This window comes from Pseudomonas sp. GW823-FHT06B06, from assembly GCF_058795195.1.
In genome coordinates this window covers 69,153-85,081 of the sequence record NZ_JBXAHO010000011.1, presented here as the reverse complement: position 1 = coordinate 85,081, position 15,929 = coordinate 69,153, and the positions used below count along the sequence as shown (strand labels likewise).

The following is a 15,929-nucleotide window of genomic DNA, read 5'->3' as shown; positions in this document are numbered from 1 at the left end:
CAAATGTGTCTCGACGTGAACATTTCCTACAAGGACAATGGAATGCGGCTACCTGTCACAGGTTGCACACAACTGTCATGTGATCGTCATAATGGCCGCTTATAACTGTCACGCTCGCCCGTCCGCGCGGGCTCAGGAGTCTGCCGTGAGCTTTACCCCCGCCAACCGCTTGTTCCCCGCAACCCGCCTGCGCCGCAACCGTCGCGATGATTTTTCGCGTCGACTGGTCCGTGAAAACGTGTTGACCGTCGATGATCTGATCCTGCCGGTGTTCGTACTGGACGGTGAAAACCGTCGCGAAGCGGTGGCCTCGATGCCGGGCGTCGAACGCCTGACCATCGATCTGTTGCTGGAAGAGGCAGCCAAGTGGGTCGAGCTGGGCATTCCGGCGCTGGCGCTGTTCCCGGTGACACCTCCAGAGCTCAAATCGCTGGATGGCGCCGAAGCCTGGAACCCCGAAGGCATTGCCCAGCGCGCCACCCGCGCCCTGCGTGCACAGTTTCCTGAGCTGGGCGTGATTACCGACGTCGCGCTGGACCCGTTCACCACCCACGGCCAGGACGGCATTCTCGACGAAGAAGGCTATGTGCAGAACGACATCACCGTCGACGCACTGGTCAGGCAAGCCCTGTCCCATGCCGAAGCTGGCGCCCAGGTGGTTGCGCCTTCGGACATGATGGACGGTCGCATCCAGGCTATCCGCGAGGCCCTCGAAGTGGCCGGTCACGTCAACGTACGGATCATGGCCTATTCGGCGAAGTACGCCAGCGCCTATTACGGCCCGTTTCGCGATGCGGTCGGTTCGGCACTGAACCTGGGCAAGGCCAACAAGGCCTCCTATCAGATGGACCCGGCCAACAGCAACGAAGCCCTGCACGAAGTGGCGGCTGACTTGTCAGAAGGCGCAGACATGGTCATGGTCAAGCCAGGCATGCCCTATCTGGACATCCTCTGCCGGGTCAAAGAAGAATTCAAAGTGCCGACTTTTGTTTATCAAGTCAGTGGCGAATACGCCATGCACATGGCGGCGATCCAGAATGGCTGGTTGAGCGAAGGGGTTATCCTCGAATCCCTGACCGCTTTTAAACGCGCAGGCGCTGATGGCATCCTGACATATTTTGCCGTTCGTGCTGCTCAACTGTTACGAGAGCAAAAATAGCCCTCCCAGGAACATTCGATGAATACCGAAGTACTCACTGAAGTTGCCGTAAAAGACGCCCAACCTGTGGTGGAGCAAGTCGACGAGACCCCGCCGGAGCTGGAGCCAGCTCCGCCCGCGGCGGTCGTCGAAACCGCTGTGGCAGCGCCGGCGATTGCCATTCCCGGCCTGGATGACAGCAGCCTGTACATTCACCGCGAGCTGTCGCAGCTGCAGTTCAACATCCGCGTGCTGGAACAGGCACTGGACGAGTCCTACCCGTTGCTGGAGCGCCTGAAGTTCCTGCTGATCTTCTCCAGCAACCTGGACGAGTTCTTCGAGATTCGTGTCGCCGGCCTCAAGAAGCAGATCACCTTCGCCCGGGAGCAAGCGGGTGCCGACGGCTTGCAACCGCACCAGGCCCTGGCCCGCATCAGTGAACTGGTCCACGGTCACGTCGATCGTCAGTACGCGATCCTCAACGACATCCTGCTGCCGGAGCTGGAAAAACATCAGGTCCGCTTCATTCGTCGCCGTCACTGGACGACCAAGCTAAAGACCTGGGTGCGCCGCTATTTCCGTGACGAGATCGCCCCGATCATCACCCCGATCGGCCTCGACCCGACGCACCCGTTCCCTTTGTTGGTGAACAAAAGCCTTAACTTCATCGTCGAGCTCGAGGGTATCGACGCCTTTGGTCGCGACTCCGGCCTGGCGATCATCCCGGCACCGCGCTTGCTGCCGCGGGTGATCAAGGTGCCGGAAGAAGTCGGCGGCCCTGGCGACAACTATGTATTCCTGTCGTCGATGATCCACGCTCACGCCGATGACTTGTTCCAGGGCATGAAGGTCAAGGGCTGCTATCAGTTCCGCCTGACCCGAAACGCCGACCTGGCGCTGGACTCGGAAGATGTCGAAGACCTGGCGCGTGCCCTGCGCGGCGAGCTGTTCTCCCGTCGTTATGGCGACGCGGTGCGATTGGAAGTTGCCGATACCTGCCCGAAACACCTGTCCGACTACCTGCTCAAGCAATTCAACCTCAGCGAGAGCGAGCTGTATCAGGTCAACGGCCCGGTGAACCTGACGCGTCTGTTCAGCATTACCGGCCTGGACAGCCAGCGCGAGCTGCAATACACGCCGTTCACCCCGCAGATTCCGAAACTGCTGCAGAACAGCGAAAACATTTTCAGCGTGATCAGCAAGCAGGACATCCTGTTACTGCACCCGTTCGAGTCGTTCACTCCAGTGGTCGACCTGCTGCGCCAGGCCGCCAAGGACCCGCACGTGTTGGCGGTGCGTCAGACCCTGTATCGCTCCGGCGCCAACTCGGAAATCGTCGATGCGTTGGTGGATGCAGCGCGTAACGGCAAGGAGGTCACCGCGGTGATCGAATTGCGCGCGCGGTTCGACGAAGAGTCCAACCTGCAGTTGGCCAGCCGTCTGCAAGCGGCCGGTGCGGTGGTGATCTACGGTGTGGTCGGCTTCAAGACCCACGCCAAGATGATGCTGATCCTGCGCCGCGAAGCGGGTGAGATCGTGCGTTACGCCCACCTCGGTACGGGTAACTATCACGCCGGCAACGCTCGCCTGTATACCGACTACAGCCTGCTGACCTCCGACGACGCCCTGTGCGAAGACGTCGGAAAACTGTTCAGCCAGTTGATCGGCATGGGCAAGACGCTGCGCATGAAAAAGCTGCTGCATGCGCCGTTTACCCTGAAAAAGGGCATGCTCGACATGATTGCCCGCGAAACCCAGTTCGCCCTCGAGGGCAAGCCGGCGCACATCATCGCCAAGTTCAACTCGCTGACCGATCCGAAGATCATCCGCGCGTTGTACAAGGCCAGCCAGTCGGGCGTGCGCATCGACCTGGTAGTGCGTGGCATGTGCTGCCTGCGGCCGGGCATCGCCGGGGTGTCGCACAATATCCATGTGCGCTCGATCATCGGTCGCTTCCTGGAGCACACCCGGGTCTTCTATTTCCTCAATGGCGGGGAAGAGCAGATGTTCCTCTCCAGCGCTGACTGGATGGAGCGCAACCTCGACAAGCGCGTCGAGACTTGCTTCCCGGTAGAGGGCAAGAAGCTGATCATGCGGGTCAAGAAAGAGCTCGAGCTGTACCTCACCGACAACACCCACAGCTGGAGCCTGCAGTCGGACGGCCGTTACATCCGCAATACACCGACCGGCAACCAGAACCCGCGCAGTGCGCAGGCTACCTTGCTGGAGCGGTTGGGTAGCCCGATCCTGGCGGTTCGGTAACACCGGCACGAGGTAAAAAAATGGCGATCCCTTTGGATCGCCATTTTTGTTTCCACCCTGTAGGAGCTGCCGCAGGCTGCGATCTTTTGATCTTGTTTTGAAGGGCAAAATCAAAAGATCGCAGCCTGCGGCAGCTCCTACAGGTTCAGCGCACGGTCAGGACGGTGTCTACGCGGGTGAGCCACTGCGCTTCAATCTCGAAGTCGGCCTGGGTCAGTTGGTTGTCCTCCAACCAGTTTTCCGGGAAAACAACTTCCAGGTGGTTGCCATTGGCGTTCAGTTCCACCTGAGGCATTTGCTGGGTGCCGCGGATGTGATGGAACAGGATCGCGAAACGTAGCAACACGCAAAGACGAATCAGCTTGATGCCGTCATCGCCGAATTCGGCGAACTTGTCCTTGGGGATGTTGCGGCGGTGGCCGCGCACCAGCAGTGCAAGCATCAGTTGGTCTTCGCGGGAGAAACCGGCCAGGTCCGAGTGCTCGATCAGGTAGGCGCCATGCTTGTGGTACTGGTAGTGGGCAATGTCCAGGCCCACCTCATGCACCTTGGCCGCCCAGCCGAGCAGTTCGCGCCAGACGCCGTCTTCCAGGTCCCAGTCCTTGGCCACCTGATCGAAGGCATGCAGGGCCTTGCGTTCGACTCGCACCGCTTGTTCCAGGTCGACGTGATAACGCTCCATCAGCGACGTCAGGGTGCGTTCACGCACGTCTTCGTGATGATGACGACCCAGCAGGTCATAGAGAACGCCTTCGCGCAACGCGCCTTCACAGTGGTCCATGCGTTGCAGTTCAAGTGAATCGAAGATGGCTTCGAGGATGGCCAGGCCGGCCGGGAAAATCGCCCGACGGTCCGGCTTGATGCCCTCGAAGTCGATTTTCTCGACATCGCCAAGCTTGATCAGCTTGCGCTTGAGCCAGGCCAACCCTTCGGCATTCACTTCACCGGTGCCGTGGCCGCCGGCTTTCAGCGCCAGGCCGATGGCGCGGATGGTGCCCGAGGAGCCGATGGCTTCATCCCAGGTCAGGCGATGCAGGGCGTGTTCAATGCTCATGATCTCCAGCCGCGCCGCGGTATACGCCTGGGCGTAGCGGGCCGGGGTGATCTTGCCGTCCTTGAAATAGCGCTGGGTGTAGCTGACGCAACCCATCTGCAGGCTTTCGCGCAACAAGGGCTCGAATCTCTGCCCGATGATGAACTCGGTGCTGCCACCGCCGATGTCGGCCACCAGGCGTTTGCCCGGGGTGTCGGCGAGGGTGTGGGACACGCCCAGATAGATCAGGCGCGCTTCTTCACGGCCGGAGATGACTTCCACCGGGTGGCCGAGGATTTCTTCGGCGCGGTGGATGAATTCGTTGCGGTTACGGGCTTCACGCAGGGCGTTGGTGCCGACGATCCGCACGGCGCCTGGGGGCATACCGTTGATCAGTTGGGCGAAACGCTTGAGGCAATCGAGCCCGCGTTGCATGGATTCTTCGCTGAGGTGGCGTTCGTCGTCGATACCGGCGGCCAACTGAACCTTCTCCCCGAGACGTTCGAGAATGCGGATTTCGCCGTTCTGGGCCTTGGCCACGACCATGTGAAAGCTGTTGGAGCCCAGGTCGATTGCGGCGATCAAGGACAGATTCTTGGCTTGGGATTGCGGCATGGTCAGGGGTCTCGGTCGATAACCTCGACATCCTGCCACGATCAAAGGCTGCCGCCAACGCGTTGTGTTCAAAGCCGATCGTTCCCACGCTCTGCGTGGGAATGCAGCCCGGGACGCTCTGCGTCCCCAAAGCGGACGCGGAGCGTCCGTTGAGGCATTCCCACGCGGAGCGTGGGAATGATCAGGTGGTCGCCTCAACCGTCCCAATGAAATTCGCCAACTCCACCGTCCGCGGATTGGCAAACAACTCCTTTGGATCGCCCACCTCATGCACCAAACCTTGATGCATGAACACCAACTTATCCCCAACCTCCCGGGCAAAGCGCATTTCATGGGTGACCATGATCAGCGTCATGCCTTCCTTGGCCAGTTGCCGAACCACGCTCAGCACTTCGTTGACCAGCTCTGGGTCGAGCGCCGAGGTGATTTCGTCGCACAGCAGCACCTTGGGCGACATCGCCAGCGCACGGGCAATCGCCACCCGCTGTTGCTGCCCGCCGGACAGGCGATCGGGGAAGGCATCGAACTTCTCCCCAAGCCCGACCCGTTCCAGCATCTGTCGCGCCAGTTCGGCAGCCTGTGTCTTCGGTACTTTCTGCACCACCTGCGGCGCAAGCATCACGTTCTCGCCCACCGTCAGGTGCGGGAACAGGTTGAACTGCTGGAACACCATCCCGACTTTCTGGCGCAGGCTGCGCAGGTCGGCGCGGGCGGCGTCGAGGTATTCGCCGTCGACTTCGATGACGCCATCGTTGATCGATTCCAGGCCGTTGAGGGTGCGCAGCAAGGTCGACTTGCCCGAGCCGCTGCGGCCGATGATCGCCACCACCTGGCCTTGCTCGACACTCAGGTCGATGCCTTTGAGCACATGGTGGTCGCCATAGTATTTATGCAGGGCGGAAATTCTAAGCAGAGGCATGCAGTCTCCTTTCCAGGTAGCGCGCACTGAGGGACAAGGGGTAGCAGAGCAGGAAGTAGCCGAGGGCGACCAGGCCGTAGACCATGAAGGGCTCGAAGGTGGCGTTGGCCAACATGCCGCCGGTCTTGGTCAGTTCGGTGAAACCGATGATCGAGGTCACGGCGGTGCCCTTTACCACTTGCACGGAGAAGCCCACGGTCGGCGCCACGGCGATGCGCAACGCTTGTGGCAGGATCACGTAGCGCAATTGCTCCAGGGGATTGAGCGCCAGGCTCGACGAGGCTTCCCATTGGCCGTTGGGGATCGACTCGACGCAACCCCGCCAGATTTCCGCCAGGTAGGCGCTGGTGAACAACGTCAAGGCGATTGCCGCCGCGGCCCAAGGCGAAATCTCCACCCCGGCCAGCGCTACACCGAAGAACACCAGGAACAGCTGCATCAACAGCGGCGTGCCCTGGAACAATTCGATGTAGGTACGGGCAACGCTGCGCGGCAAGGCTTTTTTCGAGAGGCGCATGACCATGATCAACAAGCCGATCAGCCCGCCGCCAACGAACGCCACCAGCGACAACGCCAGTGTCCATTGCAGGCCCGTGAGCAGGTTGCGCACGATGTCCCAGAAGGTGAAATCGCTCATCGGCCGCTCCTCGCAATGAACCGGTAGCCGATCCAGTTCAGCAACTGGCGGATCAGCAAGGCCATGCACAGATAGAGCAGCGTGGTCAGTGCATAGGTTTCAAAGGCGCGGAAGTTACGCGACTGAATGAAGTTGGCAGCGAAGCTCAGCTCTTCAGTGGCGATCTGCGAACAGACCGCCGAACCGAGCATGACGATGATGATCTGGCTGCTCAGGGCCGGCCAGACCTTGCCCAACGCCGGCAGCAGCACCACATGGCGGAAGGCTTCGAAGCGCGTCATCGCCAGGGCCGCCGCGGCCTCCAGCTGACCTCGCGGGATCGCCTGGACGCCGGCACGGATGATCTCGGTGGAATAGGCGCCCAGATTGATCACCATCGCCAGTACCGCTGCCTGCCATTCGGAAATCTGCACACCCAAGGTGGGCAGGCCGAAAAAAATGAAAAACAACTGCACCAGAAACGGCGTATTGCGGATCAACTCGACGTAGACCGCAAAAATCCCGGAGAAGGGGCGGATGTTCCACGCCCGCACCAGCGCCCCGACGATGCCCAGACCCACCCCCAGTACCGCGCCGATGGCCGTCAGCTCAAGAGTGAACAGCGCACCGCGCAGCAACAGGTCGGTGTTGTGCACCACCGGCAAGAAATCGAACTGATAAGCCATCGCGTGTCTCCTGCGCGCCGGATCAGAGATCGGCCGGCAGCGGTTCTTTCAACCAGGCCAGGGCATTTTTCTCCAGCGCGCCGTCGCTCTTGGCGGTCACAAGAATCTGGTTGACCTTGTCCAGCAGCGCCGGCTCGTTCTTGTTCACGCCCACGTAGACGGGCGAGTCCTTGAGCTTCACTTTCAGCGCTGGCACGCGTTTCGGGCTCTTCTCGCTGATGGCGACCATTACCACGTTGCCGCTGGCGATCAGGTCCACTTGCCCCGCCAGATACGCGGCGATGGTCGAGTTGTTGTCTTCGAAGCGCTTGATGGTCACGCCTTCGGGGGCGACCTTGGTCAGCTCGATGTCTTCGATGGCGCCACGGGTGACGCTGACGGTTTTGCCCTTGAGGTCGTCGAGGCTCTTGATGTCGGCATCTGGAGGACCGAACACGGCGAGGTAGAAGGGCGCATAGGCGCGGGAGAAATCGATGACTTTTTCGCGTTCCGGGTTTTTGCCGAGGCTGGAGATCACCAGGTCGACCTTGCCGGTGGTCAGGAACGGAATGCGATTGGTGCTGTTGACCGGGGTCAGTTCGAGTTTGACCTTGAGCTGGTCGGCCAGCAGTTTGGCGGTGTCGATGTCCAGGCCGCGCGGCTTCATGTCCGGGCCAACCGAGCCGAAGGGCGGGAAGTCCTGCGGTACGGCGACCTTGAGAACGCCGCGCTGCACGACATCCTCCAGGGCGTCGGCGTGGGCGGGGGCCTGGCTCAGCACGAGGCTGGCGAACAAGGCTGCGAGGAGGGCGCTGTAACGCTGGGTCATGGCAAGTCTCCGGATCTTTGCGAAGGGATTTCTGCGGATCGACAGAGCATGGGCCATGCCAACATGGCGTTGGTGGGCCGCCAGGCCGCGGATTTGCTGGCGTCACACGGTCTTACTGGTCTGAACAGTCAGGTGGCGTTTCGCACCCCGATGGCGCAGCGGCGAAAGTCACCGAACCCCCATGGGGCACGACTTGCCGGGCGCTTCGAATAGCTTTACAACTGAGCGCTCATTGGCCAGGTTCGACTGGAAAACCATGAATTCGATCTCTCGCGCCGTACCTGAACTGGCGCTGCAAGCCATCCGCAAACTGATCACCGAACAGGGTTTCGGGCCCGGGGATGCCTTGCCCTCGCAGCGGGACCTGGCGGTGCAACTGGGGGTCAGTCGGGCGTCGTTGCGTGAGGCGCTGTCATCGCTCAGCGCACTGGGTGTCATCAGTATCCAGCCGGGCAAAGGCGTGTTCGTGCAGTCGCCGGTGGAGCTTGAGCGAAGCGAGGCCGCACCCGGTTGGCCCTTCGCGGCGCAGGCTTCGCCCCTGGATATCTTCCAGTTGCGTTACGCGCTGGAGGGATTCGCGGCGGGGCTGGCGGCCGTGACCTTGAGTACCGATGAGCTCGATGCGCTGGAAGATAACGTCGCCGCCATGCGCAACGACCTCAAGTGCGGCGACTTCGAAGCGGCAGCCCGCCTGGACTTCGAATTCCATCGGCGCATTTTGCTGGCCAGCGGCAATCAGGCGATGCTGAGCATCCTGACGGCCAGTGCCGAGATTTTCCTGGAGAGTCAGAAGCTACCGTTCATCCGGGCCGAGCGGGCCATGGAAACCTGGCATGAGCACCGCAAAATCCTTCGCGCGCTGGCGCGCCGGGCCTCGGGGGCCGCGCAAAAGGCCATGCACGAACACGTGCGCAATGCGGCGCTGCGTACCGGGATCGCTTTCGTCGCTCCCGCATTGGCGTGACCTGGGCTATACCCAAACTCATGGAACACCATAGCGAGACTCAATCATCTGCACCTTCCTGAACGAGGGAAGGGCGGCTATGATGGGCCACGTTTTTTTGCTTACAACCCTGGAGAATTCCATGAGCAGCGATCTTATCAAACACGTTAGCGACGCTAGCTTCGAGGCCGACGTACTCAAGGCTGAAGGCGCTGTACTGGTCGACTACTGGGCTGAATGGTGCGGCCCTTGCAAAATGATCGCTCCTGTCCTGGACGAAATTGCCGAGACCTACAAAGGCAAGCTGACCGTTGCCAAGCTGAACATCGACGAAAACCAGGAAACCCCCGCCAAGCACGGCGTGCGCGGTATCCCGACGCTGATGCTGTTCAAGAACGGCAACGTTGAAGCGACCAAGGTCGGCGCACTGTCGAAGTCGCAGCTGGCGGCTTTCCTCGACGCCAACATCTAAGCGTCGTAGTAGCGTGTCAGATAAAGGCCCCGCAGATAGCGGGGCTTTTTTCGTTGTAGAGGGCTAGACGCTCCGAAACTCAGGTGTTACATTCGGCCCCGCGCTGGTTTCTCCAGTGCCCCCTGCTAGCCGTCGCCGACGCTCTCCTTTTCGAATAAGTACGCGATCCTGTCGCCTTCTCCGCGGCGCGGCCTCATTAAGCCAAAAGCTTAATTTCCCCCCTCCATAAATGATTACGTCATTCCTATATGAATCTGACTGAACTCAAGCAAAAGCCGATTACCGAACTGCTCGAATTGGCCGAACAGATGGGCATAGAAAATATGGCCCGTTCGCGCAAGCAGGACGTGATTTTCTCCCTGCTGAAAAAGCACGCGAAAAGCGGCGAGGAAATCTCCGGTGATGGCGTGCTGGAGATTCTCCAGGACGGCTTCGGCTTCCTTCGCTCTGCTGACGCCTCCTATCTCGCCGGCCCAGACGATATCTACGTCTCGCCGAGCCAGATCCGTCGCTTCAACTTGCGTACCGGTGACACCATCGTTGGCAAGATCCGACCTCCTAAGGAAGGCGAGCGTTATTTCGCACTGCTCAAGGTCGACACGATCAACTTCGACCGTCCGGAAAACGCGAAAAACAAGATTCTCTTCGAGAACCTGACCCCGCTGTTCCCGACCGTGCGCATGAAGATGGAAGCCGGTAACGGTTCCACCGAAGACTTGACCGGTCGAGTCATCGACCTGTGCGCCCCGATCGGTAAAGGCCAGCGCGGTCTGATCGTTGCACCGCCCAAAGCCGGTAAGACGATCATGCTGCAGAACATCGCGGCGAACATCGCGCGTAACAATCCTGAAGTTCATCTGATCGTCTTGCTGATCGACGAACGTCCGGAAGAAGTAACCGAAATGCAGCGTACCGTGCGCGGCGAAGTGGTTGCCTCGACGTTCGACGAGCCGCCAACCCGCCACGTGCAGGTTGCCGAAATGGTGATCGAGAAGGCCAAGCGCCTGGTCGAACACAAGAAGGACGTGGTGATCCTGCTCGACTCCATCACCCGTCTGGCCCGTGCCTACAACACCGTGATCCCGAGCTCCGGCAAGGTATTGACCGGTGGTGTCGATGCCCACGCCCTGGAGAAACCGAAGCGTTTCTTCGGCGCTGCGCGGAACATCGAGGAAGGCGGCTCGCTGACCATTATCGCCACCGCGCTGGTTGAAACCGGCTCGAAGATGGACGAAGTGATCTACGAGGAATTCAAAGGCACCGGCAACATGGAACTGCCTCTGGATCGCCGTATCGCTGAAAAGCGTGTGTTCCCGGCGATCAACATCAACCGTTCCGGTACTCGTCGCGAAGAGTTGCTGACTGCCGACGACGAGCTGCAGCGCATGTGGATTCTACGCAAGCTGCTGCACCCTATGGACGAAGTGGCTGCCATCGAGTTCCTGGTCGACAAGCTGAAAACGACCAAGACCAACGATGAGTTCTTCCTGTCGATGAAGCGCAAGTAAGTCGATAGACCAGCAAAAGCCGGGGAAACCCGGCTTTTTGCTATCTGATTTTTGATCAACCCGTAGTTCGTGGTTCTGAAGCATGAGGTTCGGCGCTAAACTGCCTGCCCCCGAACGCCACGGCCAACACGAGGCTCACGCATGCAGTATCGCGACTTGCGCGACTTTATCAGCGGCCTGGAACAGCGCGGCGAACTCAAGCGCATCCAGGTTCCGGTGTCCCCAGTGCTCGAAATGACCGAGGTCTGCGACCGCACCTTGCGCGCCAAGGGCCCGGCCCTGCTTTTCGAAAAACCCACCGGTTTTGACATTCCCGTGCTCGGCAACCTGTTCGGTACCCCCGAGCGCGTGGCGTTGGGCATGGGCGCCGAAGCGGTCAGCGAGCTTCGCGAAATCGGCAAGTTGCTGGCGTTCCTCAAGGAGCCCGAGCCGCCCAAGGGGTTGAAAGACGCCTGGTCCAAGCTGCCGATCTTCCGCAAGATCATCTCGATGGCACCCAAGGTGGTCAAGGATGCGATCTGCCAGGAAGTGGTCATCGAAGGCGACGACGTCGACCTGTCGACGTTGCCCGTGCAGACCTGCTGGCCAGGCGACGTCGCGCCGCTGATCACCTGGGGCCTGACGGTCACCAAAGGTCCGAACAAGGACCGGCAGAACCTCGGCATCTACCGTCAGCAAGTGATCGGCCGCAACAAGGTCATCATGCGCTGGCTGAGTCACCGTGGCGGCGCGCTGGATTACCGTGAATGGTGCGAAAAACATCCCGGCCAACCGTTCCCGGTCGCCGTGGCGCTGGGTGCTGACCCGGCGACCATTCTTGGCGCCGTGACCCCGGTGCCGGACAGCCTTTCCGAGTACGCCTTCGCCGGCCTGTTGCGCGGTAACCGTACCGAGCTGGTGAAATGCCGTGGCAACGACCTGCAAGTGCCGGCTACCGCCGAGATCATCCTTGAAGGCGTGATCCATCCAGGCGAGATGGCCGATGAGGGGCCGTACGGCGACCACACCGGTTACTACAATGAAGTCGACAGCTTCCCTGTGTTCACGGTCGAGCGCATCACCCACCGGATCAAGCCGATCTACCACAGTACCTACACCGGGCGTCCACCGGATGAGCCGGCGATCCTGGGTGTGGCGCTGAACGAAGTGTTCGTGCCGATCCTGCAGAAGCAGTTCCCGGAGATCACCGACTTCTACCTGCCGCCCGAAGGCTGTTCATACCGCATGGCCGTCGTGACCATGAAGAAGTCGTACCCGGGGCATGCCAAGCGGGTAATGCTCGGTGTCTGGTCGTTTTTGCGACAGTTCATGTACACCAAGTTCGTTATCGTCACTGACGACGATATCAACGCCCGCGACTGGAACGACGTGATCTGGGCCATTACTACGCGCATGGACCCCAAGCGCGACACGGTGATGATCGAGAACACGCCCATCGACTACCTGGACTTCGCCTCGCCGGTGTCCGGCCTGGGCTCGAAGATGGGGCTCGATGCCACGCATAAATGGCCGGGTGAAACCACGCGCGAGTGGGGCCGTGTAATCGTCAAGGACGACGCCGTGACCCAGCGGATCGATGCCATCTGGAATCAGTTAGGAATAGATTGATGCGTGTAACCTTGCAGCCCTCCGGAGCAGTACTGGATATCTTGCCCGGCGAGCGGATTCTCGATGGCGCACGTCGCCTGGGCTATGAATGCCCGCAAAGCTGTCGCAACGGTAACTGCCATGTGTGCGCGGCACTGCTGGTGGAAGGGCGCGTGGAGCAGGCGGGCGATGTGCGTGACCATGGCGAGTTCTACACTTGCATAGCAGAGCCGCTGGAAGACTGCATCGTGCTGTGGGATGGCGTGCTCGCGCTGGGAGAATTGCCGGTGCGCAGTCTGTCGTGTCAGGTCACCAGTTGCACCGAGGTCGGTGGTGATACCTGGCGGGTGCGGCTGCGGGCCCCCGCCGGCAAGCCGCCGCGATATCACGCGGGCCAGTATCTGATGATCCATCGCGACAACGGCGAGAAGTCGTCCTTCTCCCTGGCCTCGGCACCCTCCGGTGGCCGTGACCTGGAAATCCACGTGCTGGCGCGTGAAGCCAGCGCGCTCAACCTGATCGAGCAACTTCAGCGCAACAGCATGGTGCGTGTCGACATGCCGTTCGGTGATGCCCACCTGGCCGAGTTGCCGGACGGTCCATTGGTATTGATCGCCGCGGGCACCGGCATGGGCCAGGTCCATGGCCTGATCGAGCATTGCCGCGCCGAGGGCTTCAAGCATCCGGTGCACCTGTATTGGGGGGTGCGTCGTCCTGAAGACTTTTATGAAGTCGAACATTGGGATGAATGGCTGAAGCTGCCCAACCTGTTCCTGCATAAAGTCGTCAGCGATCAATGCGGTTGGCAGGGACGCTGCGGCATGTTGCATGAGGCGGTATGCGAAGACTTTCCTGATCTCAAAGCCCTGCACGTGTACGCCAGTGGTTCGCCGGCCATGGTCTACGGCACGTTGGATGCGCTGGTCGAGGCGGGGATGGACGCCCACCAGATGCGCGCCGACGTATTCGCGTACGCCCCTCGATCTTGATCCACGATCTTGATCCAGCCCTTGTAGGAGCTGCCGCAGGCTGCGATCTTTTGACCTTGCCTTGAAGATCAAAAGATCGCAGCCTGCGGCAGCTCCTACAGTTCCTCCCGTTATAACTCTCTATATAGCCGATCGGTATTTATAAAATCATATAAATGTCGGTAGGTTATATATCGTTCAAGTAATTAATTAAGAGTTGCGCCAATGCGCTTCAATTACTTGAATACATATGTGCCTTATTGCTACAGCGGTGCGTTCTATTTAGTAACTGTCTACTCGCGGGGAGCTGAACGCTATTCGCCATGAGCGCCATTGAATCTTCGTTTCTGAACCTGTCCTATCCTCCGCAGCTCGATCTGGGGCCGCAACTCACGCACGAACAATTGCTCAGCTCTATGCAGTCGACCATGGCGCGTCACAAAGGCGGGCCGGTGTGGTTGTTCGCGTATGGGTCGCTGATCTGGCGCCCTGAATGCACGGCGGTCGAGCGCGTTCGTGGGCGAGTGCATGGCTATCATCGCGGTTTGTACCTGTGGTCCCACGAGCATCGTGGCACGCCGGAAATGCCCGGGCTGGTCTTTGGTCTGGATCGCGGCGGCTCCTGCAGCGGTTTCGCCTATCGCTTGCCTGATGAACAGCTGGACGCGTCGTTGTATGCGCTATGGAAACGTGAGATGCCATTTCCGTCCTATCGCCCGCACTGGCTCAACTGCCGACTTGAAGACGGCAACCAGGTTCAGGCATTGGGATTTGTCCTGGAGCGGCATCTGCCCAGTTATGCCGGTAACCTGCCGGATCATGTCCTGAGCCACGTGTTCGAGAACGCTTGCGGGCGCTACGGCACTACTCGCGATTATGTCGAGCAGACCGCCCACGCCCTGCGTAGCCACGCCATGCCAGACCGCAATCTGGAGGCGCGGCTCAAGCGCTGCAAGTCAAAGGATGATCAAGCCAGTGCTTCGCGGCTCTGACTGGCGACTTGCTTGTGCCATAGGGTTGGCGCCAGGAAGGCCATCGCCAGCAGGCAGGCGCCGATCAGCAAGATGAAACCGCCGTCCCAGCCGAAATGGTCCACGGTGTAGCCCATCGCTGCACTGGCCGCGACCGAACCTCCCAGGTAGCCGAACAGCCCCGTGAAGCCCGCAGCCGTACCGGCGGCTTTCTTCGGTGCCAGTTCCAGTGCCTGCAGGCCGATCAGCATCACCGGGCCGTAGATCAGGAAGCCGATGGAGACCAGCGCAATCATGTCGACAGTCGGGTTACCGGCCGGGTTGAGCCAATACACCAGTGTCGCCACGGTCACCAATGCCATGAACACCATGCCTGTCAGGCCACGGTTGCCACGGAAGATCTTGTCTGACATCCAACCGCACAGCAACGTGCCCGGAATACCGGCCCACTCATAGAAGAAATACGCCCAGGACGTCTTGTCCACAGTGAAGCCCTTGGCCTCCTTGAGGTAGGTCGGTGCCCAGTCCAGCACGCCGTAGCGCAGCAGGTAGACAAAGACGTTGGCCAGGGCGATGTACCAGAGCATCTTGTTGCGCAGCACGTACTTGACGAAGATTTCCTTGGCGCTGAATTCCTCTTCGTGGCTCGCGTCGTAGCCTTCCGGATAGTCGTTCTTGTACTTCTCGATCGGCGGCAGGCCGACCGATTGCGGGGTGTCGCGCATGGTGATGAAGGCAAACACCGCCACGGCCATGGCCACTGCCGCCGGTACATAAAACGCAGCGTGCCAGTCGTTGAACAGGCCCATGCCGATCAGGAACAGTGGGCCGATCAAGCCGCCACCCACGTTATGTGCCACGTTCCACAGCGACACCACGCCACCGCGTTCCTTCTGCGACCACCAGTGGACCATGGTCCGCCCACTTGGCGGCCAGCCCATGCCCTGCGCCCAGCCGTTGATGAACAGCAGGATGAACATGATGGTCACGCTGGACGTCGCCCAATGTGCGAAACCGAACGTGAACATCACCGCTGCAGAGACCAACAGGCCGAACGGCAGGAAGTAGCGCGGATTGGAACGGTCGGAAACGATGCCCATCAGAAACTTGGACAAACCATAGGCAATGGCAATCGCCGACAGCGCCACGCCCAATTCTCCACGGGTATAGCCCTCTTCGATCAGATAAGGCATGGCCAGGGAAAAGTTCTTGCGCAGCAGGTAGTAACCGGCGTAACCGATAAAGATACCGGCGAAGATCTGCCAGCGCAGGCGTCGGTAGGTGCTGTCTATTTTTTCTTCAGGCAGCGGAGCCTGATGTGCGGCAGGACGAAAGAAAGCAAACATTCAAGAGCTCCAAATTTCTTGTTTTGACTGCGGATGCGAATGTTACAGTTTCGTTAC

At 60.2% G+C, this 15,929-nt stretch carries 15 protein-coding genes; 9 read left to right on the top strand and 6 right to left on the bottom strand.

All coding sequences use genetic code 11. The annotated features are described in order from the left end of the window. The first annotated feature begins 145 nt into the window (after nucleotides 1-145). Together hemB and ppk1 are read left to right on the top strand one after the other, a co-directional pair. Nucleotides 146-1,159 (top strand): porphobilinogen synthase, encoded by a 1,014-nt coding sequence (hemB, locus tag AC1Q8Q_RS12530; protein WP_020797249.1) that lies wholly within the window; start codon nucleotides 146-148, stop codon nucleotides 1,157-1,159. Between the two features lie 18 nt (nucleotides 1,160-1,177). Further along, on the top strand, nucleotides 1,178-3,400 hold the full coding sequence (gene ppk1 / locus AC1Q8Q_RS12525) for a polyphosphate kinase 1 (RefSeq protein ID WP_020797250.1): 2,223 nt from the start codon (nucleotides 1,178-1,180) through the stop codon (nucleotides 3,398-3,400). Between the two features lie 145 nt (nucleotides 3,401-3,545). On the opposite strand, the gene ppx is transcribed toward ppk1, so the two are convergent. The 5 genes from ppx to AC1Q8Q_RS12500 form a co-directional block, all read right to left on the bottom strand. After that, the gene (ppx, locus tag AC1Q8Q_RS12520; protein ID WP_083349891.1) at nucleotides 3,546-5,048 is read right to left on the bottom strand and encodes an exopolyphosphatase; all 1,503 of its coding nucleotides are present in this window, start codon (nucleotides 5,046-5,048) and stop codon (nucleotides 3,546-3,548) included. 181 nt (nucleotides 5,049-5,229) lie between these two features. Further along, nucleotides 5,230-5,967, bottom strand: coding sequence for an amino acid ABC transporter ATP-binding protein (locus AC1Q8Q_RS12515; RefSeq protein ID WP_020797253.1), 738 nt, complete (start codon nucleotides 5,965-5,967; stop codon nucleotides 5,230-5,232). Continuing rightward, nucleotides 5,954-6,604, bottom strand: a complete 651-nt coding sequence (locus AC1Q8Q_RS12510) for an amino acid ABC transporter permease (RefSeq protein ID WP_033044598.1) — start codon at nucleotides 6,602-6,604, stop codon at nucleotides 5,954-5,956. Before AC1Q8Q_RS12510 ends, AC1Q8Q_RS12515 begins: the two co-directional genes overlap by 14 nt. Further along, on the bottom strand, nucleotides 6,601-7,269 hold the full coding sequence (locus AC1Q8Q_RS12505) for an amino acid ABC transporter permease (protein ID WP_492615079.1): 669 nt from the start codon (nucleotides 7,267-7,269) through the stop codon (nucleotides 6,601-6,603). Before AC1Q8Q_RS12505 ends, AC1Q8Q_RS12510 begins: the two co-directional genes overlap by 4 nt. Before the next feature lie 22 nt (nucleotides 7,270-7,291). Then, nucleotides 7,292-8,077: a transporter substrate-binding domain-containing protein gene (locus AC1Q8Q_RS12500; protein WP_020797256.1), complete on the bottom strand. Its 786-nt coding sequence runs from the start codon at nucleotides 8,075-8,077 to the stop codon at nucleotides 7,292-7,294. Nucleotides 8,078-8,125: 48 nt separating this feature from the next. Here AC1Q8Q_RS12500 and AC1Q8Q_RS12495 point away from each other — a divergent pair, with 48 nt between their 5' ends. From AC1Q8Q_RS12495 to AC1Q8Q_RS12465, 7 genes are all read left to right on the top strand, one after another. Next, nucleotides 8,126-8,290 carry a hypothetical protein gene (locus AC1Q8Q_RS12495; RefSeq protein WP_020797257.1) on the top strand — a complete coding sequence of 55 codons (165 nt, stop codon included), beginning with the start codon at nucleotides 8,126-8,128 and terminating at the stop codon, nucleotides 8,288-8,290. Between the two features lie 43 nt (nucleotides 8,291-8,333). Further along, on the top strand, nucleotides 8,334-9,041 hold the full coding sequence (locus tag AC1Q8Q_RS12490) for a FadR/GntR family transcriptional regulator (protein ID WP_083350198.1): 708 nt from the start codon (nucleotides 8,334-8,336) through the stop codon (nucleotides 9,039-9,041). Between the two features lie 121 nt (nucleotides 9,042-9,162). Beyond that, entirely contained in the window at nucleotides 9,163-9,492 is a 330-nt protein-coding gene (gene trxA / locus AC1Q8Q_RS12485) for a thioredoxin TrxA (protein ID WP_003206727.1), read from the top strand. A gap of 248 nt (nucleotides 9,493-9,740) precedes the next feature. Next, entirely contained in the window at nucleotides 9,741-11,000 is a 1,260-nt protein-coding gene (gene rho / locus AC1Q8Q_RS12480) for a transcription termination factor Rho (RefSeq protein ID WP_003206716.1), read from the top strand. Between the two features lie 141 nt (nucleotides 11,001-11,141). Next, a complete protein-coding gene (gene ubiD / locus AC1Q8Q_RS12475) occupies nucleotides 11,142-12,608 on the top strand; it encodes a 4-hydroxy-3-polyprenylbenzoate decarboxylase (RefSeq protein WP_020797260.1) in 1,467 nt (488 codons plus the stop codon). Continuing rightward, nucleotides 12,608-13,576, top strand: coding sequence for a CDP-6-deoxy-delta-3,4-glucoseen reductase (locus AC1Q8Q_RS12470; RefSeq protein ID WP_020797261.1), 969 nt, complete (start codon nucleotides 12,608-12,610; stop codon nucleotides 13,574-13,576). Before ubiD ends, AC1Q8Q_RS12470 begins: the two co-directional genes overlap by 1 nt. 302 nt (nucleotides 13,577-13,878) lie before the next feature. Further along, the gene (locus tag AC1Q8Q_RS12465) at nucleotides 13,879-14,547 is read left to right on the top strand and encodes a gamma-glutamylcyclotransferase (protein WP_020797262.1); all 669 of its coding nucleotides are present in this window, start codon (nucleotides 13,879-13,881) and stop codon (nucleotides 14,545-14,547) included. On the opposite strand, the gene glpT is transcribed toward AC1Q8Q_RS12465, so the two are convergent. After that, the gene (gene glpT, locus AC1Q8Q_RS12460; protein ID WP_110748025.1) at nucleotides 14,523-15,872 is read right to left on the bottom strand and encodes a glycerol-3-phosphate transporter; all 1,350 of its coding nucleotides are present in this window, start codon (nucleotides 15,870-15,872) and stop codon (nucleotides 14,523-14,525) included. The two genes, AC1Q8Q_RS12465 and glpT, sit on opposite strands and share 25 nt — an antisense overlap. Between the last annotated feature and the right edge of the window lie 57 nt (nucleotides 15,873-15,929).